A 20,526-nucleotide genomic window follows, 5' to 3' on the forward strand; every position below is an offset into this window, starting at 1 on the left:
CTGTCTCGGTGTCTATTTTATCGTCAACTAGTGACCGTGCGTTACTTCTTATGAGTGTCGGCACGAACTGTTGCTAAACTGTTACGATTTTCGGACCAAACATTCAGAAAGATACCTGAAAAGATCACGGCTGCTCCGAGCAGCGTCCAGTGATCCAGTGGTTCATGATAAAGAAGCATACCCACAACAGCGATGGTCGGCAGGCGGGCAAAGTCGAATGGCACCACCACGGTCGCAGGGGCGATTGCAAGCGCGTTTGTGATACAGAAATGCGCCAAAAGACCGGCCAGACCAACCAGCAACAAAAAGGGTGCAGTCTGCAGGGTTGGCAAGAAGATTTGCTGATCTATCCCTGCGGCAATCGTGCCAAGAACCGCCTGCATCACTGTCAGCCAGAACACGATACATCCGATACTGGCGTGTCGGGTGAGCTGTTTCGTTGTGATCGTTGTAAACGCGAAGAAAATCGCGCTTCCAGCCGCCATGAGAATACCCGGCGACAGGCTTGAGGTTCCGGGTCTTGTCACCATCAGAACACCGGCAAAAGCAATCAGTGCCGATGTCATGCGGATCGCGGTCAGGCGTTCCTTCAGCAGCAGCGGAGAGAGCAGGATGACCCAGATCGGTTGGGTGAATTCAAGCGCGAAAACCTGTGCCAGAGGAGCCACTCCGACCGCATAGAACCAGAGGTTTTGGCCAGTGAAATGGAACGTGTTGCGGATCGCGTGCAAACCAAGACGCTCGGTTGTGACCTGATGCCATTTGCGGGTCGCCGTCAGTACCAGCGCCACGATGATCACGCCGACAAAACTGCGATACATCATGATCTCGAACGTATCGTGATGCAGGCTCAGCTCTCGCCCGGCGACGGCCATTGAGGAAAATGAGGCAATAGCGCCGGTCATCCACAGGGCGGCTTTCCCAATCGAGCCAGACGCTTCCCTCAATCTCTTTCCTTCAATTTACGACGGACATCTTAGGCTTTTGTGGCGAGGGCGTAGATGGACTGATAGTCCCTTTCGGCAAGATCAAGCTCTGGATCGAACCCCCGTTTTTCGACAGTTTCGAAACCGCCTTTCTTGAGGATAGCCAAGAGGTTTTCCTGATCAAACATATACTTATGTTCGTCGTTCATGTAAGCAATGTAGTTTATCTGATCCATGTTCGACCCTGTTGAGACGACGGCAGGCTGAAACTGACCTTCTTTGGGCTCAAACTCCCGGTTCTCCATATAGGCCTCGATGAAGAGGCGGAAATTGGGAACGCAGACCGAGAAAGTACCACCGGATTTCAGAACGCGGTGGCATTCGGGAATGAACGTGCAGAGATCTTTGTAGCTCAGGTGTTCCAGGAAGTGAGACGCATAGAGTGCAGAAACTGAGTTGTCTGGAAGCGGGATGCCATTGCGCAAATCATAGCGAAAGTCGCAGGGCGCGGTGTCTACGGTTGTCCAACCATTTGTTCCGTTTTTCTCTCCGGAACCCAGTTCCAGTTTGATATCTTTTTGTTGCTTTAAGGCCCGCCATTGCTTCCAAGATGCAATTGTCTTGCCGATCCTAGGCTTATTCCAGGAGATCATGCGCGTTGTAATCCGAAAACTCTGCGAATATTGGGAGTCGGAATTTGACATTTTTAGCAACCATTTCATTGTTCTAGCGGCGTGTCGCGAATCCCGTGACTGACCACTTGATTTATATGTTTACGTATCCGTAGCCCATGGGCATCCGCTCAATCGGACTATTCCCACTCGATCGTTCCCGGAGGTTTCGAGGTGATATCGTAGGTGCATCGGTTGATGCCTTTGACCTCGTTTATGATCCGCGTGGCGGTTTCGCCCAGGAACTCGTGGCTGAAGGGGTAGTAATCGGCTGTCATTCCGTCAACTGACGTCACGGCACGCAGTGCGCAGGCGTAGTCATATGTACGGCCATCGCCCATGACACCGACGGTTCGGACGGGGAGAATCGCTACAAAGGCCTGCCAGATTTCATCATAGAGCCCGTGTTTGCGAATCTGGTCGATGTAAACTGCATCCGCTTCCCGCAGGATTTCGAGCTTCTCACGGGTGATCTCACCCGGGCAGCGAATGGCCAGACCCGGTCCGGGGAAGGGGTGGCGGCCGATAAAGCTGTCGGGCAGGCCCAGCTCGCGACCCAGCGCGCGGACCTCATCCTTGAACAGCTCACGCAGAGGTTCGACCAGTTTCAGGCCCATCTTCTCGGGCAGTCCACCGACATTATGGTGCGACTTAATCGTGACTGAGGGACCACCGCTGAACGAGACGGATTCGATGACGTCAGGGTAGAGCGTGCCTTGGGCCAGGAACTCGGCGCCGTCGATGGTATCGGCGTGTTTCTGGAACACGTCGATGAACAGTTTGCCAATGATCTTGCGCTTGGTCTCGGGGTCGCTTTGACCGTCCAGTTCACCAAGGAACAGATCGCTTTCATCCGCATGGATCAGCTGAATGTTGTAGTTGTCGCGGAACATGCCGACGACTTCCTGCGCTTCGTTCTTGCGCAGCAGGCCGTGGTCAACAAAGACGCAGGTGAGTTGATCGCCGATCGCCTCGTGGATCAGGATCGCCGCGACCGAGCTGTCGACGCCGCCAGACAAGCCGCAAATGACCTTCTTGTCACCAACCTGCTCGCGGATCTTCTCGATCATCTGTTCGCGATAGGCACCCATCGTCCAGTCGCCGCTGAACCCGGCGAGCTTTACGAAATTCTCATATAGCTTGGCGCCCTTGGGGGTGTGATGCACCTCGGGGTGGAACTGCACAGCGTAGAAATGGCGCTTTCTGTCTGCGGTGATGGCAAACGGCGCGTTGGGGGAGGTGCCGTAGACCTCAAACCCCGGAGCAATTTCGCTGACATGGTCGCCATGGCTCATCCAGACCTGTTCATCACCATCCGCGAACCAGTCTTTCAGGATGTCCAACTGACCTTTCGGAGTGACAAAGGCGCGGCCAAACTCGGCAGTACCATGGCCGCTTTCGACCTTGCCGCCCAGTTGGTGCATCATCACCTGCTGGCCATAACAGATGCCCAGGATCGGAACGCCATAGTCGAAAATCGCTTGCGGCGCGCGCGGAGAGCCCTCGCGCGTGACACTGTCCGGCCCACCCGAAAAAATCACCGCTTTGGGCGCCATTTCGCGCACAAATTCCATGGTGACATTCTGGTAGGGGTGGATTTCGCAATAGACATTCAGCTCGCGTAGTCGGCGTGCAATCAACTGCGTCACCTGGCTGCCGAAGTCGATGATCAGAAGGCGGTCGTGGGATGTATCACTCATGTGCGGGCCATAGGCCAAGCGTGACGAATTCGCAAGAGAAAGGTCTTTGCTGAAGGGCAGATACCCGCATTTCTGCGAAACTGCGCTTCGGCTATTGTAAAAGTTTTGTAACAAAAATATGACGATTTTTCCGTCTGTGTGAAGCGGACACCCGAATAGGAGAGATGCGTTTGCCCATAGCTGTTGAACTTGCCGCTTTGAATTTGGCTCTGGCCATGTTCTGTGGGGCGCTGATCGGGTCCGAGCGTCAAGTACGCCAACGTATGGCTGGTTTGCGCACAAATGCGCTGGTGGCCTTAAGCGCCGCGGCTTTTGTGGTGTTCTCTGCGCTCTATCCAGATGAGGTGAGTCCCACTCGTGTGGCCGCGCAGGTCGTTTCGGGGATTGGGTTTCTTGGCGCTGGCATCATCTTTCGGCATGGGTTCACCATTCACGGACTGAATACGGCGGCGACCTTGTGGTGTTCGGCGGCTGTGGGGATGATGGCCGGAAGTGGTGCTTGGATCTTTGCGATCATGATGACGGGTTTCGTTATTTTCGTGAATCTGGGGCTGCGGCCACTGGTGAAGTGGTTGAAAAAAACGACACGCGCCGGGGTTCCGTTGACGCAGGAGTTCCGCATTCTCGTGCAGTGCGCGACAGATGCTCAGGCGGAGGTCCGTGCGGCGGCACTACAGGCTTTGGCGCAAAACGGGGTGCGCATTGTCGGGTTTCAAAAGGGAGATGCAGACGACAAAGGTTTGCAAACACTGGAAATTCTCGTTTCCACCGAAGATCATCCCGAAAACGTGCAACACAAAATCGCAGCGCCACTTATTCTTGAACCGGGGATTCTGAGTGTTGAGTGGGAAGACGCGAACGAGACCTGAAACCGTTATTTTAAAGGGTCACGTCGCGGCGTAATGTCGCTTTTATGTGCCAATAGCCGTTATCTTCCAATAGTAGCGAGTGTTGGCGGGCTAGATAGAACCCCAATCAACACATCCAAAGTATGGTGAGGAAAAATGGCTGAAGCATCAGCACGTCGTCGAGGTCGCGGTGGTGGCGGAGCCGCCCGCCGGGCAGAACGCACTGCGGTTCGGATCGACACCGCAAAGTACATTGAGCGGAACATTCCGAACTTTGAGGTCCTCAACGAAGAAGCGTTGGAGATCATCGAGTACAACGCCGAAACGATTCTGGAAGAGGTTGGCGTCAACTTTGTCGACAATCCCGCCGCGCTGGAGCGTTGGCGCAATGCGGGTGCGGATGTTGATGGCGAACGCGTGCGCATCCCGCGTGGTCTGGCACGCCAGCTGATCAAAACGGCCCCGAGCCAGTTCACTCAGCACGCCCGCAACCCCGAGAAATCGGTTGTGATCGGCGGCCGCAACATGGTTCTGGCGCCTGTCTACGGCCCTCCGTTCGTGCGTGATGCGCAGGGTGGTCGTCGCTATGCGACCATGGATGATTTCAACAAGTTTGTGAAACTGGCCTACATGTCCAAGTGGCTGCACCACTCGGGTGGTACCGTTTGCGAACCGACCGATATTCCGGTGAACAAACGCCACCTCGATATGCTGATGGCGCACATGACACTGTCGGACAAACCCTTCATGGGTTCCGTGACCGACCCTAGCCGCGCACAGGATTCGGTTGAGATGTGCGAGATTCTGTTTGGCAAGGAATTCGTTCAGAACAACACCGTGATGACCTCGCTGACCAACATCAACTCGCCGATGACCTTTGACGATGTGATGATGGGGTCGCTAGAGGTTTACGCGAAGAACAATCAGGCTTGCATCGTCTCGCCTTTCATCGTCGGTGGTGCGATGGCGCCGGTGTCGGTTGCAGGGACGCTGACGCAGGTTCTGGCCGAGGTGCTGGCGGGTATCGCCTATAGCCAGATCATCCGTCCGGGCGCACCCGTGATTTTTGGTGCGTTCGTGACTTCGATTGACATGAATTCGGGCGCGCCGACCTTTGGTACACCCGAGGCCGCGCATATCACCTATGGTGCAGGTCAGCTGGCACGTCGTCTGAACCTGCCTTACCGCTCTGCGGGGTCGTTCTGTGGCTCGAAACTGCCTGATGCGCAGGCAGCTTATGAGACCGCGAACTCGCTGAACATGGGGCTGATGTCGGGCGTGAATTTCATGCTGCACTCGTGCGGCTGGCTCGAAGGTGGTCTGGTTGCCGACTTTGAAAAGTTCGTGATGGATGCCGATCAACTGGGTGTTCTGCACGGTCTGGCCAAAGGTGTCGCCTATGATGAGAACGCGCAGGCGATGGGTGCGATCCGCGAAGTTGGACCGGGCGGTCACTATCTTGGCTGTGAGCACACGCAGGCCAACTTCAAAGAAGCCTTCTGGAAAACCGAGGTGCTGGACTACAAACCGTTCGAGACCTGGCAGGACGAAGGTTCGCGCGATACGCGTCAGTTGGCCTCGGCCCGGGTCGAGCATCTGCTGGCCAACTACCAGCAGCCGCAGATGGGCCCGGCCACCAAAGAGGCGCTCGAGGCTTATATTGCCGACAAGAAAGCCTCGATGCCGGACGCATTTACCTGATCACTCGAACTGTGCGGCGCGGCTGGCTTGATACAGCTGCGCCTCACCCAAAAGCGCAATCAGAAGATCAAGATGCCTGACCAGAGAATAGGCGGCATCCTCTTCTTTTCGAAGCGTATTTTGCTCTCTCTCCATATCCATAAGTCGCATTAGAGCGGCCCCGTTGCCCGGCAGTCGTCCATAGCCCAGGATGCGTTGAAGATGCCGGTCACGGTTGTAATCCTGCGCCCCGAATTTTGCGGCGCGTGCCAATAAGCGGGGGCGGCGGAGTGTCGTGATCATGGTCATCAGGTCTTGCATTTCTGGTGCCTCTTGCTCGGGGAATTGACGCCCTGTTTGTCACACAACCTAGACGGGTGTTGCGTCCTTCAAGGTCGCCCCGAACGTTGGTTTCACGACTGTTTATCTTTTTGAATCAAATCTGGTTGCTGCGCTTCGGGGTTAACGAACGAGTAACGAAACCACCTCTAGTTAGATTTGGTTAACTTTAATTTCGGGGGCAAAAGTGGCAGTCTGTTTTGTCGACGAGGGCAAATGAACATGGAAAACAACGTGGCATTCTCTATTCCGGCATGGGTTCCCGAGGGGGCACAGCGCTACCTTGCGCACACGGAAACCGGTCAGTCGATCCGGGATATCGCAAGATCAGCCGGGTGCCATGCCTCGACCATTCTCAGACAAATCCGACGGGTCGAAATGCGCCGCGATGATCCTTTGGTCGATGCGGCGCTGCAATCGCTGGCCGAGACGCATTTCTCGGTCTCTGATCGGACGCGCCGCTTTGACGCAGGCGGACAGGACAACCAGGAAGACGACTCATTCGAGGGCGAAGCGCTGCGTGTGCTGAGACGCCTATGTGAGACGGGATCGGTTTTGGCGGTGGCCGAGGATTTGGAGAAGGCCGTGGTCGTGCGTGACACCGGAGAGGCCGGAACCACTAGGACGGCCGTTGTTGACTGCAAGATCGCACAGGCGCTTGCCTTGCAGGATTGGATTTCCTGTGACAATCCGGGCCGTATTTCCCGATACCGGATCTCAACATCGGGGCGCGCGGCGCTGAACCGTTTGGTGGCCAAGGTAGAAAACAAGGCTCGGTCGCGAAATGAGTTCGGCATGGCCGAGGCACAGGCGGCGTTCCAGCCGAAGTTAAATAGAGACGCACCGGAACGCTCCCGACGCATGCGCTACGGTGCTACGGAAAGCCCGTTGATCGCGTTGGCGCGGCGGCGGGACCGGGACGGCAAACCCTTTCTCGATGAAACGCTTGTCCGTGCCGGGGAACGTCTGCGCGAAGACTTTGAGCTGGCGCAGATCGGTCCGCAGGTTGCGCAGAACTGGGATCGCTTTCTGACCGGGGGCGGGCGCGGCCATTTTGACAGTGAATCTCACGGAGGGCTAGGGGCGTCGGACGCGAAAGACCGTGTGGCGCGCGCGTTGTCGGACCTTGGTCCGGGGCTCAGCGACGTTGCGCTGCGCTGTTGTTGCTATCTTGAGGGGCTGGAGCTGGCCGAAAAACGCATGGGCTGGTCCGCGCGCTCAGGCAAGATCGTTCTGCGCATCGCGTTGCAGCGCTTGAAACGACACTATGAGGATCTCTCGGGTCAAGATCGTATGATTGGCTAGGTATAAGTCTCCCTTGTGGTTTTTGCCCTTGGTGATAATCAAGGGCTATGAATTTCACACTCAAACAGTTGCAGTACTTTCAAGCGGTGGCCGAGCAACGCAATTTCGGCCGCGCTGCGCAGGTCTGCAACGTTTCGCAACCTGCGCTGTCTGTTCAGATCAAATCGCTTGAAGAAACACTGGGCGGTGTACTGTTCGAGCGTCAGGCGCGTGATATCCTGCTGACGCCGCTGGGGCGAGACGTTCTGGAACATGCGCGTCAGGTGCTGGGGGCAGCTGTGCGGCTGGACCAGTTCGCGCGGGATCACTCCGGCGGCCATCGGTCGCTGTCGATCGGGATCATCCCGACAATTGCACCGTACCTTCTGCCCGGCGTTCTGGGTGGTTTGCGCGCCGAAGATGTCTCGCTGCGCGTGCAGATCCGCGAAGCTAGGACCGAACGGTTGCTGTCTTTGCTCCGCGAAGGTGAGATCGATGCCGCCGTTCTGGCCTTGCCGGCCGGTGGCTCAGAATTCCGCGAAACGCCATTATTCCAGGATCACTTCCTGCTGGCAGGCAGCGCCGCGCGGCTGCAACGTGTGAACACCAGCCCCGAGATGCTGCGCCCTCTGGATTTGCAATCGGCGCAGTTAATGTTGTTGGAAGATGGCCATTGCCTGACGGATCAAGCGCTGGAGGTCTGCGGGCAGGACCGGGGCAGTGGGCAGATCAACATGGGCGCTTCCTCCCTTGCCACGCTTTCCCGGCTGGTTGCAGAGGGGTTCGGCCTGACGCTGATGCCCGAACTCGCCGCGAAATCGGAATCAGAGGCGGTACCGGGCATGAAGCTCTTGCGTTTCGGTGCCCCGCAACCGGCACGCACGGTGGGGCTTGTCCGGCGTGCATCAACAACGGATGACGGTTGGGTTGATCGTTTGACTCAGGTAATCCGGGACGTGGGGGAGCAGATCGTTTCGGCCACGCGGATATGAAAAGGCCCGCTAGAAGCGGGCCTGAAATCAGCGCGTAAGCACCGGATTTACGCCAACGCGGGTTCGGCGGCAGCTTCCAGATGCTGGATCAGAGTCTCGGGCGAGGACACGCCATATGGGTCTTCGGGGCAGTTGTCCATCAGGCCGGGCTCTTCGAACCAGGCTTCGACGACGCCGTCATTGATGATGGCCGCATAGCGCCACGAGCGCATGCCAAAGCCCAGGTTGTCCTTGTCGACCAGCATGCCCATCTTGCGGGTGAACTCACCCGAACCATCAGGGATGACCTTGACGTTTTTCAGGCCTTGATCCTGTGCCCATTTGTTCATGACAAAGCTGTCATTGACGGACATGCAGTAGATCTCGTCGATACCCTTGGCGGTGAAATCGGCGTAACCGTTTTCAAATCCGGGCAGCTGGTAGGTCGAACATGTGGGGGTGAAAGCGCCGGGCAGCGAGAACAGGATCACTCGTTTGCCAGCGAAATAATCGGCGGTTGTCTTGTCTTCCCAGCGGAACGGGTTGGGGCCTTCGACGGCCTCGTCGCGGACGCGCGTGTGGAAGGTCACATCGGGCAGTTTTGCTCCGGTCTTCATGTTCAAGTTCCTGTGATTCAGTTGTGACGTTCTGGCGACTTAAATCAGTTATAAATTGCCTGCAATCCATGAAATGCTGCATCTGCAAGATAGGTTTGATTGGCTTGTCTATTGATTTTTCGTGTGAAAAATATAGTTTAAGTTTAAACTAATTTGACGCTCGCCAGATATGTGCATAGCGGCTATGCGTCGCTGGTGTAACAGGCGTGAGTGTTTTATGTTATGGGTACACAAAGTTGACCCAAAGTTAGGAAAACTGCCCGTGCGCGATCTGAAAATCCCAGAACAACGTCACCCCGAAAAGGCGCATCGCCCGGACAACGCCCAGCCTAAGAAGCCGAAATGGATCAGGGTCAAGGCGCCAGGCGGCAAGGGTTATGCCGAGACGCATAAGATCATGCGAGAAAACAATCTGGTGACGGTTTGCGAAGAGGCCGGATGCCCCAACGTAGGCGAGTGCTGGAGCCAGGGTCACGCCACCATGATGATCATGGGTGAGATTTGTACCCGCGGCTGCACCTTCTGCAATATTGCCACGGGACGTCCGGACTCGCTGGATGCATTCGAGCCGGGTCGTGTAGCGCATGCGGTTCAAAAATTGGGTCTGAACCACGTTGTGATCACCTCGGTTGATCGGGACGATTTGAAAGACGGCGGAGCGGATCACTTTGCGCAGACAATTCGCGCCGTCCGTCACCGTTCCCCGAAGACGACGATCGAGATTCTGACACCTGACTTCCTGAAATGTGAACCCGAAGTGCTTGAGACCGTAGTCGAGGCCAAGCCGGATGTGTTCAACCACAATCTCGAAACCGTACCGGGCCTCTATCCCGAGGTTCGCCCCGGCGCGCGGTATTTCCATTCGCTGCGCCTGTTGCAGCGAGTGAAGGAATTGGACCCGTCGATCTTCACCAAATCCGGCATCATGGTCGGTCTGGGCGAGGATAAACAGCAAGTCGGTCAGGTTATGGATGACATGCGCGCCGCCGACATAGATTTCCTGACCATTGGTCAGTATCTGCAGCCAACGCCAAAGCACCACGCGGTGGACCGTTTCGTGACGCCCGAAGAGTTCGCCTCCTATGAAAAAGCGGCTTATGGCAAGGGCTTCCTGATGGTCTCAGCTACACCTCTGACACGCTCCTCCTACCACGCGGGCGACGATTTCGCGCGTTTGCGCGCGGCGCGGCAGGCGAAGCTGGGTCAAGCGTGACGCCTGAAAGATTGGCGCGGCTGACAGCGCTGCGCCACAGTTTGCATCAACACCCCGAGCTTTCTGGGCAAGAACGTGAAACCGCCGCGCGCATGGCCGATGAGCTGCGTCGTGCGGGGGCGGATACCGTAGTGACTGACCTCGGCGGGCACGGAGTTGCCGCGGTCTTCGACAGCGGTGCGACTGGTCCTACCGTCGCAATTCGGTGTGAACTGGATGGCTTGCCGATCAAGGAACTCTCGGAGCTGCCGTATATCTCGACCTTGCCGGGTAAAGGGCATCTTTGCGGGCATGACGGCCATATGTCGATGGTTCTCGGCGTTGCGCTTGCGTTGCAGGAACAGCGCCCGACTCGCGGACGGGTGGTTCTGATTTTCCAGCCTGCTGAAGAAACCGGGCAGGGGGCCAGGGCGTTCCGAGACGATCCTGAGTTCGCTAAGCTTGCGCCGGATTACGTGTTTTCTCTCCATAACTTGCCGGGGCTGGAACTGGGCGAGGTTGAGCTGTGTCAGGAGCCAACCAACTGCGCCTCTCGCGGTATGCGGATTGCATTGACCGGAAAGACCTCTCATGCCGCTGCGCCGCAGGACGGGGTTTCTCCGGCGGGCGCTTTATCCGCAATGATCCCGGAACTAACCCGGCTCGGCACGGCAGGCGCCCTGAACGCCGACTATGCGCTGACCACGATCACGCATGCCAGCCTCGGAGAGCGGACCTTTGGCGTGGCCCCCGGTCAAGCTGAGCTGTGGGTGACATTGCGCACCGTGTCAGACGACCGTATGGCAAAGCTCGTTGCCGATGCTGAAGCCTTGGTTCAGCAGGTCGCCAAGTCCGAGAACCTGAGTGCCGAGATCACCTATGAGGATGTCTTCGAGGCCTGCACCAACGACGCTGAGGCGGTGACTATTCTGGCCGAGGCCTGTGCGGATCAAGCCGTTCCATGCAAGTTGACTAATGAACCGCAGAGGTTTTCGGAAGATTTTGGCCAGTTCGGCAAAGTCGCAAAGTCGGCGATGTTCTGGTTGGGAGCCGGGAGAGACCACCCCCAACTTCACAATCCCGACTATGATTTCCCAGACGCGCTGATTCCAGTTGGCACAGGCGTCTTTCTGGCGGCGATCCGGCAGGTGCTGGGCTGAGGCCGTGTTCAGGTAAATCGAACCTTGCCGATGAACGGCAAGTTGCGATTGCGCTGCGCGTAGTCGATTCCGTAGCCCACGACGAATTCGTCTGGGATCTCGAACCCGATCCAATCTGAACGAAAGTCGACCTCGCGCCGGCTGGGTTTGTCCAACAGGGCAATGGACTTCAACCGTTTCGGCTTACGACTGCGCAGCAAGTTGGTGACGTGGTTCAGCGTATGGCCCGTATCGACGATATCTTCGACAACCAGCACATCGCGACCTTCAATCGCGCCGCGCAAGTCCTTGAGAATGCGTACTTCTCTGCTGCTCTCCATCGCGTCGCCGTAGGAAGAAGCCTCCAGGAAATCCACCTCGATCGGCAGGTCTAACTCGCGGACCAGATCAGCGATGAACACGAAAGAGCCACGCAGCAGGCCGACGACGACCAGCTTGTCAGTATTGCCGAATTCTTCGGTAATTTCGCGGCAAAGCTCTTCGATTCTGGCTGCAATTGCCTTGGCCGAGATCATCTCATCTATCACATAAGCGCGGTCAGTCATCGCAGCCCCCTTGATCTTTGGCGCGCAACATACGACATGACGCGCCATTGTCACCTTCTAATGCCGGATTGCCATGCCTATCCACTCGGAAACGCGTCACCTGCCTTATACGGCCCAGCAGATGTATGATCTGGTTGCTGACGTGGCGAGCTATCCCAAGTTCCTGCCTTGGTGTGCCGCCGCGCGTATCCGTAAGACCTATGCGGCTGGCGAAGCCGAGGTGATGGAGGCGGATCTGGTGATCTCGTTCAAGGTGTTTCGCGAAAGATTCGGAAGCCGGGTGACTTTGTTTGCCGACCAAAAGAAGATAGACACCGAATATCTGGACGGCCCGTTCAAATACATGAAATCGGACTGGCAGTTTGAAGACGCCCCTGAAGGTGGGTGCAACGTTTCGTTCCATGTAGATTTCGAGTTCAAGAACGCCATCCTGCAAGGGATCATTGGTGTTGTCTTCAACGAGGCCATGCAGCGCATCGTGCGCGCATTCGAGGTCCGCGCCGCTGAGCTTTACAGCTAAGGCTTTACCAACGACCGGCGCGCGCTAGACTGCGCGCTATGTCTGGATTTACCTCAACGCTTGCGAGTTTTGCCGCCAGCCCCGTCAACACAACCGCGCAGGCGCGGGCTATTTCGTCTCTTTCTGTTCTCGACTGGATCGCCGTGGGCCGTGCCGGTGTGTCCGAGCCTGTGTCGGTCGCCGTCCGGGATATGGTGCAGGAGGAGGGCGGCGCAGCGCAGGCCCATCTATTCGGTGGCGGCGCAGCGCCTTTGCGGGCGGCGGCGCTGGTCAATGGAACGGTGTCCCATGCGTTGGACTATGACGACACACACTTCGCCCATATCGGCCATCCGTCGGTTGCCATCCTACCCGCGGCCTTGGCGGTTTCGGAATGGGATGACCGTATTCTAGTTGATCTCTTGGAAGCTGCCCTGATCGGGATGGAGGTTTCGATCCGTATCGGCCTCTGGCTTGGCCGAGATCACTATCAGGCCGGGTTTCACCAAACGGCGACTGCGGGGGCCTTTGGGGCGGCGGTTGCAGTGGGTCGGGTTCTTGGGTTTGATGCGAACCAGATGCAGCAAGTTCTGGGCCTGACATCCACGCGCTCGGCCGGCCTGAAAGCTCAGTTCGGCACCATGGGCAAACCCTACAATGCAGGATTGGCCGCATCAGCTGGGATCGAGGCCGCCTTGCTGATTAAACGGGGCTTTGAGCCCAATGCGAGTGCGCTAGAAGGCCAGTACGGCTTTGGTGCAACCCACCAGGGTGCGGCGGATACATCAGCAGCGCTGGACGGGTTGGGGGAGGAGTGGCTGTTCGAATCGGTCAGCCACAAGTTCCACGCTTGCTGCCACGGTTTGCACGCCGCGCTTGAGGCTGCTCTGCGTCTGGACATTGCCGAACCCGAAGTGGCTGAAATCAAGGTCAAAACCCATCCGCGTTGGATGAGTGTGTGCAACCAGATGTCTCCGACTACGGGGTTGGGGGCGAAGTTTTCCTATCGTACGGTGATCGCCATGCAGGCGCTCGGCTACGACACCGCTTTGCCCAGTAGTTACACCGAAAAGGTCTGCGCTGATCCTCGAATTCGCTCTTTGCGAGACCGCATAACGGTCGAGGCGGATGAGTCTCTGACCGAGACCCGGGCCCACCTAGAGCTGCTGCGGCGCGACGGCGTACGACGCGAGGTTACCCATGATCTGATGGCTCCGATGTCTTTGGCGGATCGGGAAGACCGTGTTCGTGCCAAAGCGTCGAAACTGATTGGAGGGGACGAGGCGGACGCGATCTGGTCGATGCTGCGCACCGGAGGTCGCGCCCGCGATCTGGCTGCAAAACTGGCGGGTTAAACCACGCGCCAGTGCAGGGGGAAGCCGGGGTCAAATACGGTGACGGGTCCGTCGCCGCTTTCGATCTTCGACGGGTATTCGACCGGGTCACCCTTGGTCAGCGTGATTGAGCTTTCGTTCACCGGCAGGCCGTAGAAACCCGGACCATTCAACGACACAAACCCTTCCAGCTTGTCCAAGGCACCTTCGCGGTCGAACATCTCTGCCACTAAGGACATGGTGTTGGTCGCCGTGAAACAGCCCGCACAGCCACAGGCCATTTCCTTGTTGTCATCCGTATGAGGCGCGCTGTCCGTGCCCAGGAAATAGCGCGGATCGCCCGAGGTCGCGGCCTTCAGCAGCTCCAACCGATGCTCTTCACGTTTAGCGACGGGCAGGCAGTAGTAATGTGGTTTGATGCCACCGACGAGAATGTGGTTGCGGTTGATGATCAGGTGGTGCGCCGTGATCGTCGCGCCCAGATCGGTCTCATTTGCTGCAACATACTGAACTCCGTCGCGGGTCGTAATATGCTCCATCACAACGCGTAGGCCCGGCGTGGCCTTGCGGATCGGGTCCAGAACGCGGTCGATGAACACCGCCTCACGATCGAAAATGTCGATCTCGGAATCGGTGACCTCGCCATGAACACATAGAGGCAGGCCGATCTCGGCCATTTTCTCCAGCACCGGGCGCACATTGTCGAAATTCCGAACACCCGAATGCGAATTGGTCGTCGCACCCGCGGGATACAGCTTGACTGCCTTGACCAACCCGCTTGCATGCGCAGCGGCGAGGTCTTCCGGATCCGTATCTTCGGTCAGATACAGGGTCATCAGCGGCTCGAACGTCATCCCTTCGGGCAGCGCAGCCATAATACGCTCACGATAGGCGGCGGCGTGCGCGCCGGTCACCACCGGGGGCACCAGATTGGGCATAATGATCGCACGGCCAAAATGGCGGGCGGTTTCGGGCAGGACGGCCTGCAACATCGCGCCATCGCGCAGGTGCAGATGCCAGTCGTCGGGTCGGCGGATCGTGATGCTATCGGTCATGCGCATCCGCTAGCACAGAGGCCGCTGCCGGAAAAGCCCTTGTCAACTCGTTCGAACGTCGTAGCTCAGAAACGGGTGATGGCCTTGACGCACAGGCGCGGCCATGACCTTTTGTGGCAAGGGAGAATTCAGCACATGACACAGCCAGATTCCATAGACGCGGTTCAAACCATGCTGAGCGCACAGGGCTATGTTTGCGGCCGCGCGCTGGCTACGGTCGTCTTCCTGTCGCTGAAACTCGGCCGGCCGCTGTTTCTGGAAGGCGAGGCCGGCGTCGGCAAGACCGAGATCGCCAAGGCACTCGCCGCAGGGCTTGGTCGCCGACTGATCCGCCTGCAATGCTACGAAGGGCTGGATGCGTCCTCTGCCGTCTATGAATGGAACTTTCCTGCGCAGATGGTCGCCATCCGAACCGCCGAAGCTGCGGGCGGCGCCGATCGTTCAGCCCTGCAGACCGAGCTGTTCTCGGATGATTACCTCGTCGAACGCCCTTTGCTACAAGCCATGAGGCCCGATGAAAACGGCGCGCCGGTGCTGCTGATCGACGAGCTTGACCGCACGGATGAACCCTTCGAGGCCTTCCTGCTGGAAGCGCTCAGCGATTTTCAGGTCACAATCCCGGAACTCGGCACCGTCAAAGCCCCCGAACCACCCGTCGTGATCGTCACCTCAAACCGCACGCGCGAGGTGCATGACGCCCTCAAACGCCGCTGCCTCTACCACTGGGTCGACTACCCGGATTTCGACCGGGAGATTGAAATCCTGAACGCCCGCGCGCCCGAAGCGGCCCAGTCCCTCAGTCGTGAGGTCGTAGCCTTCGTGCAGCGTTTGCGCACCGAAGACCTGTTCAAGAAACCCGGCGTGGCCGAAACCATCGACTGGGCCAAATGCCTGCTGGCGCTGGACGTCATCAACCTCAGCCCCGAAGTGATCGGAGATACCCTCGGCGCGATCCTGAAATACCAGGACGACATCCAGAAACTGCAAGGGTCCGAGGCCAAACGCATTCTTGACGAAGCCAAGGCCGATTTAGAACCGGCCTGATGTTTCTTCTGTTTGAAAATACCTCGGGGGTATGGGGGCAGAGCCCCCATGAGCGTTGATGGCCGAACAGATCCCGCTCGACATTCCCGAAAACCCGAAGCTGGCGCAGAACATCACACATTTCGCCCGCGCCCTTCGAAAAGCCGGGCTGCCGATCGGCACCGGTCGCGTGGTGGATGCCATTCGGGCCGTTGAGACCGCAGGCTTCACCGAAAAGCAAGACTTCTACTGGACCCTACACGCCTGTTTCGTGAACCGCCCCGAACATCGCACCGTCTTCGCGCAGGTCTTTCGCCTTTATTGGCGGGACCCAAGGTATCTTGAACACATGATGTCCATGATGCTGCCCGCCATTCGTGGCGTGCAGGAAGAACGCAAAGCCGACGCCGGTGAAAAACGCGCGGCTGAGGCGTTGCTTGACGGGGTTGAACGCGATCAGCCCGAAACCTCCGAAGAACAGGAGGGCGAGACCGAGCTCGAGATCGACGCCTCGCAAACCGCCTCATCCGAGGAACGTCTGCGCAGTCTGGATTTCGAACAGATGAGTACCGATGAGATCGCGCAGGCCAAGCGCCTCCTGTCGCGCCTCAGCCTGCCGGTCAAGCCGATCGAAAGTCGGCGCAGTCAGGCCAGCCATATTGGCCACCGGATCGACCGGGCGAGAACCCTGCGCGCCGCCATGCGTCAGGGCGGTGAGATGCACGATATCGCGAAACAAAAACCCCGGCCGCGCTGGCCCAATCTGGTCGTGCTCTGCGATATCTCCGGCTCGATGAGCCAATACAGCCGCCTGATCCTGCACTTCCTTCACACGGTCTCGAACGCCAAGGGGGCCGGCTGGGCAAAGGTCCATGCCTTCACCTTCGGCACGCAACTGACCAATATCACCCGTCACCTGCACCAGCGCGACGTGGATGCCGCCCTAGCTGCCGCCGGGGCCGAGGCGCAGGATTGGGAAGGCGGCACGCGGATCGGAGACTGCTTGCACGCCTTCAACCGAGACTGGTCGCGGCGCGTGATGGGGCAGGGCGCGGTGGTTCTGCTGATCTCGGACGGGTTGGATCGCGGTGCGCCCGAAGCTTTGGCGAAAGAGACCGAGCGCCTGCATCTTTCGGCCCGGCGTCTGATCTGGCTGAACCCTCTGCTGCGCTGGGATGGGTTCGCCCCCAAAGCGCAGGGCGTGGCCGCCATGCTGCCCCATGTCGACAGCTTCCGCGCGGGTCATTCGATCGCGTCGCTCGAAGACCTCGCCACGGTCATCTCAGCCCAGGACGATGTCGGAGAGAAAGCGCGGCTCATGTCCGCGCTTTCTGGCTAGGGTTTAGCCCAGCTGTTTTTCGTTGCACTCACGCGCCATCTCCATGGCCTTGTAAGTGCCGGTCAGATCTACGGTGAACGCAAATTCCTTTTCGGGGAAGACGATCATGACCTGTTTCTTGGCCAAATCATCCGCAAATTGTGGGTCGTCGGACAGGACATAACCGCCGGAATAACCCTTGGTGATATTGCCCTTCATGCCAGTGGCCTCACCCACATAAAGGTTATCACCCAGCAGGATTGCCACGGCTTCTTTCTCACCGCGTTTGATATTGGTTTCCGCCTTGGTGAAAACACCAACGTAACCCACACCGCGATCCTCGGTCAGGCCCATCTGAACAACGTTTTCCGCGTCATCCACGGCCTCAATCAGACAGGATTTCTTTTCGTTGTCGATGAAGACTTTCCAGCCTTCAACCTCACCGTAGCGTTCGAATGTATCAGCCCATACAGCGGTCGAGGCCAACAGGCCGAGCGCCGTTCCCAGTGTAAGAATGCGTTTCAACTCTTCGTCTCCGTTGAGAAATTTATTGAGAGCGCCCAATCCAAATTCAGGCGCGGTTTCAACTTAAGACGTGGGGTATTCGCAATCAATCCTTTGAGAGTGTGAATATCAAATCGGCCTTTTACTGCCCACATAATCGCGAATTGACTGCCGTCTCCGACTAACGTTCGCTTTTCATTGGTCCAAGGCTGCCTATGTTGGTTTGCAACAAGCCAGGAGGATTCGATGGATCGATTCGACAGCAGCCCGGAACGCGCTTTGGAATGGCATCGCAGTGGTCGCGGTGCCGCGCTGGCCACTGTTGTCGAAACCTGGGGCAGCGCGCCGCGCCGTGTGGGGTCTCAGTTGGTGATTGGTGGGGATGGGCGGATTGAAGGGTCGGTCTCGGGCGGTTGCGTCGAAGGCGCCGTAATCGTCGAAGCCATTGAAGCAATTGACGAGGGTGAGGCGCGCCTGCTTGAATTCGGTGTCAGCGACGAAGACGCATTTGCCGTTGGTCTGGCTTGTGGAGGCACTATCCGTGTGTTGGTCGAGCCGGTTGGCTCTGTCCTGCCTGAGCCGATGTTGGCCGAGTTGGTAGCCGCCCGAGCGCGCCGTGAACCGCTGGCCTATGAAGTGAATACAGACAGCGGACACAGGGCCTTGCGCCGGAATGCTTATGCGGATCGGTTGCGCATGGACCGGTCCGGGTTCGAAGAGGATGGCAAGACCTTCGTCGCCGTTCACAACCCGCCGTTGCGGTTGATCATCGTCGGTGCGGTTCATATCGCGCAGGCCTTGGTGCCGATGGCGCGGATTGCGGGTTACGACTCGGCCATCATCGACCCGCGTGAGGCATTTGCCTCAGACAGCCGCTTCCCCGGAGAGACTTTGTTGACCGATTGGCCGGATGAAGCAGTCGCCAATTTGGGTCTGGATCAGCGCACGGCCATTGTCCTGTTGACCCACGATCCAAAGCTGGATGATCCGGCCCTGCAGGCCGCGTTGGATGCGGATGTGTTCTACATTGGCGCCCTCGGGTCGACCCGCACCCATGCCAAAAGGGTTGAGCGGATGACTGAGGCGGGGTTCACTCAAATTCAGATTGAGCGCATTCACGGGCCGATTGGCCTTGATATCGGCGCGGCAGGCCCCTCCGAAATTGCCGTGGCCATTCTGGCTCAGATGACCGCCGTTCTGCGAGGTAAGGCATGAAATTCGGCCCTGTGCCCGTGACCGAAGCCGCCGGAGCTATTCTTGCGCATTCCGTCAAAGTCTCGGACCAAAAGCTGCGCAAAGGGCTCATGCTAACTGCCGAGCATGTCTCGCAATTGTCTAGCGCGGAGTTTGACGAGGTCATCGTCGCCCGTCTGGAGCCGGGCGATTGTCATGAGGACGAGGCCGCCGAGATGTTGGCCCGCGCTCTGGTCCCTGACCCCTCCGGCGCCAATTTGCGTCTGACCGAGGCGTTCACCGGTCGCGTGAACCTTCTGGCCGAGGGGCCCGGCGTGGTGGTGCTGGATGTGGCGGCGCTCGAGCAGTTCAACCGCGTCAATCCGATGATCACCGTCGCAACGGTACCGCAGCATCAGCAGATGACAGCGGGCGGTATGGTTGCCACGATCAAGGTGATCTCCTACGCCGTTCCCAAAGCCGATGTTGAACGCGCGGCGGGTTTGGCGCAGGCCTCGGTGCGCCTTGTCGCGCCGGTCTATCGCAGCGCGGGATTGATCGTAACGGACATCGCCGGAGGGCCGCCCAATGAGAAGGGAATCGCGGCCATGCGCGGGCGTGTCGAAGCTCTGGGCATGGACCTGTGCGATGTGCAGATCGTCCCGCATAAAACCGATCAACTTGCATCGGCCATTGATCGTGCCGAAGGCGATGTGCTGATGATCCTGACGGCCTCGGCCACGTCGGATGTGAACGACGTGGCCCCGTCCGCCGTGCGCGCCGCGGGTGGGGATGTTGACCGGTTCGGCATGCCGGTCGATCCGGGCAATTTGCTGTTTCTGGGGGCGCTGAACACACGCCCTGTGATCGGCCTGCCAGGATGCGCGCGCTCTCCCGCGTTGAATGGCGCCGATTGGGTTTTGTCGCGGGTCGCCTGCGGGGTTGAGACCACTGGTGCTGATATTGCTGCGATGGGTGTGGGCGGTCTGCTCAAGGAAATCCCGACCCGGCCGCAACCTCGCGCGCAACGGAAGAAATAGTTCAGAGGCCCACAGGTGGCGCCGATGAGTTTATGGCATCGGCCTTTTGCGTCCCTCTGGTGTCAAAAAGCGACAAATTCCTGTTCTCAAGTCAGACCTCCCGTGTTTAACTCGCCCCAAGCGAAGGAGCTAAAGAAGGGGAGGTCTTATGCCAAATATATCGCTGACTGTGAATGGCATGTCTGTGAGCGGTGAAGTTGAGGGTCGGACGTTATTGTCTGGTTTTTTGCGGGATCATTTGTCTTTGACGGGGACGCATGTTGGCTGTGATACGGCGCAATGTGGGGCCTGTGTGGTGCATGTGAACGGCGAGGCCGTGAAGTCGTGCAACATGCTGGCGGTTGAGGCCGACGGGGCCGAGGTCGGCACGATCGAGGGTCAGGCCTCCGAGGATGGGACACTCAATGCGATCCAGCAGGCGTTTCAGGATCACCACGGGCTGCAATGCGGCTTCTGCACACCGGGCATGGTGATGAGCGCGGCGGCCTTGCTGAAGGACAATCCGCGCCCGTCCGAGGCCGAGATCCGCAAGTATCTGGAAGGCAACCTGTGCCGCTGCACGGGCTATCACAACATCGTCAAGGCGATCATGGCCGCTTCGGGCCAGGACGTCAGCAGCATCGCCGCCGAATAAGCGGCCCGAGGGA

At 58.3% G+C, this 20,526-nt stretch carries 21 protein-coding genes; 13 read left to right on the plus strand and 8 right to left on the minus strand.

The window, feature by feature from the left end:
• Positions 1-41: 41 nt before the first annotated feature.
• The 3 genes from ACR0B5_RS08225 to guaA form a co-directional block, all read right to left on the minus strand.
• A complete protein-coding gene (locus ACR0B5_RS08225; protein WP_480539807.1) occupies positions 42-947 on the minus strand; it encodes a DMT family transporter in 906 nt (301 codons plus the stop codon).
• A 29-nt stretch (positions 948-976) separates the two neighbouring features.
• On the minus strand, positions 977-1,648 hold the full coding sequence (locus ACR0B5_RS08230; protein ID WP_480539809.1) for a class I SAM-dependent methyltransferase: 672 nt from the start codon (positions 1,646-1,648) through the stop codon (positions 977-979).
• An 89-nt stretch (positions 1,649-1,737) separates the two neighbouring features.
• Complete coding sequence (guaA, locus tag ACR0B5_RS08235; RefSeq protein ID WP_480539811.1) at positions 1,738-3,297, minus strand: glutamine-hydrolyzing GMP synthase; 1,560 nt, start codon at positions 3,295-3,297, stop codon at positions 1,738-1,740.
• Between the two features lie 164 nt (positions 3,298-3,461).
• Between guaA and ACR0B5_RS08240 the strand changes: the two genes are divergently transcribed.
• Positions 3,462-4,166, plus strand: coding sequence for an MgtC/SapB family protein (locus ACR0B5_RS08240; protein WP_480539813.1), 705 nt, complete (start codon positions 3,462-3,464; stop codon positions 4,164-4,166).
• A gap of 135 nt (positions 4,167-4,301) precedes the next feature.
• Positions 4,302-5,846: a trimethylamine methyltransferase family protein gene (locus ACR0B5_RS08245; protein ID WP_480539815.1), complete on the plus strand. Its 1,545-nt coding sequence runs from the start codon at positions 4,302-4,304 to the stop codon at positions 5,844-5,846.
• Here ACR0B5_RS08245 and ACR0B5_RS08250 read toward each other — a convergent pair whose 3' ends face one another.
• The gene (locus ACR0B5_RS08250) at positions 5,847-6,146 is read right to left on the minus strand and encodes a DUF6477 family protein (protein WP_170458051.1); all 300 of its coding nucleotides are present in this window, start codon (positions 6,144-6,146) and stop codon (positions 5,847-5,849) included. It lies immediately after the preceding gene.
• A gap of 240 nt (positions 6,147-6,386) precedes the next feature.
• Here ACR0B5_RS08250 and ACR0B5_RS08255 point away from each other — a divergent pair, with 240 nt between their 5' ends.
• A complete protein-coding gene (locus ACR0B5_RS08255; RefSeq protein WP_480539855.1) occupies positions 6,387-7,469 on the plus strand; it encodes a DUF6456 domain-containing protein in 1,083 nt (360 codons plus the stop codon).
• A 47-nt stretch (positions 7,470-7,516) separates the two neighbouring features.
• The gene (locus tag ACR0B5_RS08260; protein ID WP_480539818.1) at positions 7,517-8,440 is read left to right on the plus strand and encodes a LysR substrate-binding domain-containing protein; all 924 of its coding nucleotides are present in this window, start codon (positions 7,517-7,519) and stop codon (positions 8,438-8,440) included.
• A 47-nt stretch (positions 8,441-8,487) separates the two neighbouring features.
• Here ACR0B5_RS08260 and ACR0B5_RS08265 read toward each other — a convergent pair whose 3' ends face one another.
• Complete coding sequence (locus ACR0B5_RS08265; RefSeq protein WP_170718092.1) at positions 8,488-9,036, minus strand: peroxiredoxin; 549 nt, start codon at positions 9,034-9,036, stop codon at positions 8,488-8,490.
• A 262-nt stretch (positions 9,037-9,298) separates the two neighbouring features.
• Here ACR0B5_RS08265 and lipA point away from each other — a divergent pair, with 262 nt between their 5' ends.
• Together lipA and ACR0B5_RS08275 are read left to right on the plus strand one after the other, a co-directional pair.
• Positions 9,299-10,249, plus strand: a complete 951-nt coding sequence (lipA, locus tag ACR0B5_RS08270) for a lipoyl synthase (RefSeq protein ID WP_170551141.1) — start codon at positions 9,299-9,301, stop codon at positions 10,247-10,249.
• A complete protein-coding gene (locus ACR0B5_RS08275) occupies positions 10,246-11,388 on the plus strand; it encodes an amidohydrolase (protein ID WP_480539819.1) in 1,143 nt (380 codons plus the stop codon). Before lipA ends, ACR0B5_RS08275 begins: the two co-directional genes overlap by 4 nt.
• Before the next feature lie 8 nt (positions 11,389-11,396).
• Here ACR0B5_RS08275 and hpt read toward each other — a convergent pair whose 3' ends face one another.
• The gene (gene hpt / locus ACR0B5_RS08280) at positions 11,397-11,933 is read right to left on the minus strand and encodes a hypoxanthine phosphoribosyltransferase (protein WP_170376813.1); all 537 of its coding nucleotides are present in this window, start codon (positions 11,931-11,933) and stop codon (positions 11,397-11,399) included.
• A gap of 73 nt (positions 11,934-12,006) precedes the next feature.
• Between hpt and ACR0B5_RS08285 the strand changes: the two genes are divergently transcribed.
• Both ACR0B5_RS08285 and ACR0B5_RS08290 read left to right on the plus strand, forming a co-directional pair.
• On the plus strand, positions 12,007-12,453 hold the full coding sequence (locus tag ACR0B5_RS08285) for a type II toxin-antitoxin system RatA family toxin (RefSeq protein ID WP_480539821.1): 447 nt from the start codon (positions 12,007-12,009) through the stop codon (positions 12,451-12,453).
• Between the two features lie 38 nt (positions 12,454-12,491).
• Positions 12,492-13,787, plus strand: a complete 1,296-nt coding sequence (locus tag ACR0B5_RS08290; RefSeq protein WP_480539823.1) for an MmgE/PrpD family protein — start codon at positions 12,492-12,494, stop codon at positions 13,785-13,787.
• Here ACR0B5_RS08290 and pyrC read toward each other — a convergent pair.
• Positions 13,784-14,821, minus strand: coding sequence for a dihydroorotase (gene pyrC, locus ACR0B5_RS08295; RefSeq protein WP_480539825.1), 1,038 nt, complete (start codon positions 14,819-14,821; stop codon positions 13,784-13,786). The two genes, ACR0B5_RS08290 and pyrC, sit on opposite strands and share 4 nt — an antisense overlap.
• A gap of 135 nt (positions 14,822-14,956) precedes the next feature.
• Between pyrC and ACR0B5_RS08300 the strand changes: the two genes are divergently transcribed.
• Both ACR0B5_RS08300 and ACR0B5_RS08305 read left to right on the plus strand, forming a co-directional pair.
• Entirely contained in the window at positions 14,957-15,865 is a 909-nt protein-coding gene (locus tag ACR0B5_RS08300) for an AAA family ATPase (protein WP_170483861.1), read from the plus strand.
• Positions 15,866-15,923: 58 nt separating this feature from the next.
• Entirely contained in the window at positions 15,924-17,183 is a 1,260-nt protein-coding gene (locus tag ACR0B5_RS08305; RefSeq protein ID WP_480539828.1) for a vWA domain-containing protein, read from the plus strand.
• A gap of 3 nt (positions 17,184-17,186) precedes the next feature.
• On the opposite strand, the gene ACR0B5_RS08310 is transcribed toward ACR0B5_RS08305, so the two are convergent.
• Complete coding sequence (locus ACR0B5_RS08310; protein WP_480539830.1) at positions 17,187-17,687, minus strand: hypothetical protein; 501 nt, start codon at positions 17,685-17,687, stop codon at positions 17,187-17,189.
• Positions 17,688-17,912: 225 nt separating this feature from the next.
• On the opposite strand from ACR0B5_RS08310, the gene ACR0B5_RS08315 reads away from it, so the two are divergent.
• From ACR0B5_RS08315 to ACR0B5_RS08325, 3 genes are all read left to right on the plus strand, one after another.
• On the plus strand, positions 17,913-18,881 hold the full coding sequence (locus ACR0B5_RS08315; RefSeq protein ID WP_480539832.1) for an XdhC family protein: 969 nt from the start codon (positions 17,913-17,915) through the stop codon (positions 18,879-18,881).
• Positions 18,878-19,879: a molybdopterin-binding protein gene (locus tag ACR0B5_RS08320; protein WP_480539834.1), complete on the plus strand. Its 1,002-nt coding sequence runs from the start codon at positions 18,878-18,880 to the stop codon at positions 19,877-19,879. The genes ACR0B5_RS08315 and ACR0B5_RS08320 overlap by 4 nt, the downstream gene beginning before the upstream one ends.
• Before the next feature lie 148 nt (positions 19,880-20,027).
• Complete coding sequence (locus ACR0B5_RS08325; RefSeq protein WP_480539836.1) at positions 20,028-20,513, plus strand: (2Fe-2S)-binding protein; 486 nt, start codon at positions 20,028-20,030, stop codon at positions 20,511-20,513.
• Positions 20,514-20,526 lie beyond the last annotated feature (13 nt).

This window comes from Ruegeria sp. AG1 (assembly GCF_056541705.1).

Coding starts and splice junctions, on each gene's coding strand:
- ACR0B5_RS08230 (WP_480539809.1), bottom strand. CDS start 1,648: ATGAAATGGTTGCTAAAAATGTCAAATTCCGACTCCCAATATTCGCAG.
- guaA (WP_480539811.1), bottom strand. CDS start 3,297: ATGAGTGATACATCCCACGACCGCCTTCTGATCATCGACTTCGGCAGC.
- ACR0B5_RS08240 (WP_480539813.1), top strand. CDS start 3,462: ATGCGTTTGCCCATAGCTGTTGAACTTGCCGCTTTGAATTTGGCTCTG.
- ACR0B5_RS08245 (WP_480539815.1), top strand. CDS start 4,302: ATGGCTGAAGCATCAGCACGTCGTCGAGGTCGCGGTGGTGGCGGAGCC.
- ACR0B5_RS08250 (WP_170458051.1), bottom strand. CDS start 6,146: ATGCAAGACCTGATGACCATGATCACGACACTCCGCCGCCCCCGCTTA.
- ACR0B5_RS08255 (WP_480539855.1), top strand. CDS start 6,387: ATGGAAAACAACGTGGCATTCTCTATTCCGGCATGGGTTCCCGAGGGG.
- ACR0B5_RS08260 (WP_480539818.1), top strand. CDS start 7,517: ATGAATTTCACACTCAAACAGTTGCAGTACTTTCAAGCGGTGGCCGAG.
- ACR0B5_RS08265 (WP_170718092.1), bottom strand. CDS start 9,036: ATGAAGACCGGAGCAAAACTGCCCGATGTGACCTTCCACACGCGCGTC.
- hpt (WP_170376813.1), bottom strand. CDS start 11,933: ATGACTGACCGCGCTTATGTGATAGATGAGATGATCTCGGCCAAGGCA.
- ACR0B5_RS08285 (WP_480539821.1), top strand. CDS start 12,007: ATGCCTATCCACTCGGAAACGCGTCACCTGCCTTATACGGCCCAGCAG.
- ACR0B5_RS08290 (WP_480539823.1), top strand. CDS start 12,492: ATGTCTGGATTTACCTCAACGCTTGCGAGTTTTGCCGCCAGCCCCGTC.
- pyrC (WP_480539825.1), bottom strand. CDS start 14,821: ATGACCGATAGCATCACGATCCGCCGACCCGACGACTGGCATCTGCAC.
- ACR0B5_RS08300 (WP_170483861.1), top strand. CDS start 14,957: ATGACACAGCCAGATTCCATAGACGCGGTTCAAACCATGCTGAGCGCA.
- ACR0B5_RS08305 (WP_480539828.1), top strand. CDS start 15,924: ATGGCCGAACAGATCCCGCTCGACATTCCCGAAAACCCGAAGCTGGCG.
- ACR0B5_RS08315 (WP_480539832.1), top strand. CDS start 17,913: ATGGATCGATTCGACAGCAGCCCGGAACGCGCTTTGGAATGGCATCGC.
- ACR0B5_RS08320 (WP_480539834.1), top strand. CDS start 18,878: ATGAAATTCGGCCCTGTGCCCGTGACCGAAGCCGCCGGAGCTATTCTT.
- ACR0B5_RS08325 (WP_480539836.1), top strand. CDS start 20,028: ATGCCAAATATATCGCTGACTGTGAATGGCATGTCTGTGAGCGGTGAA.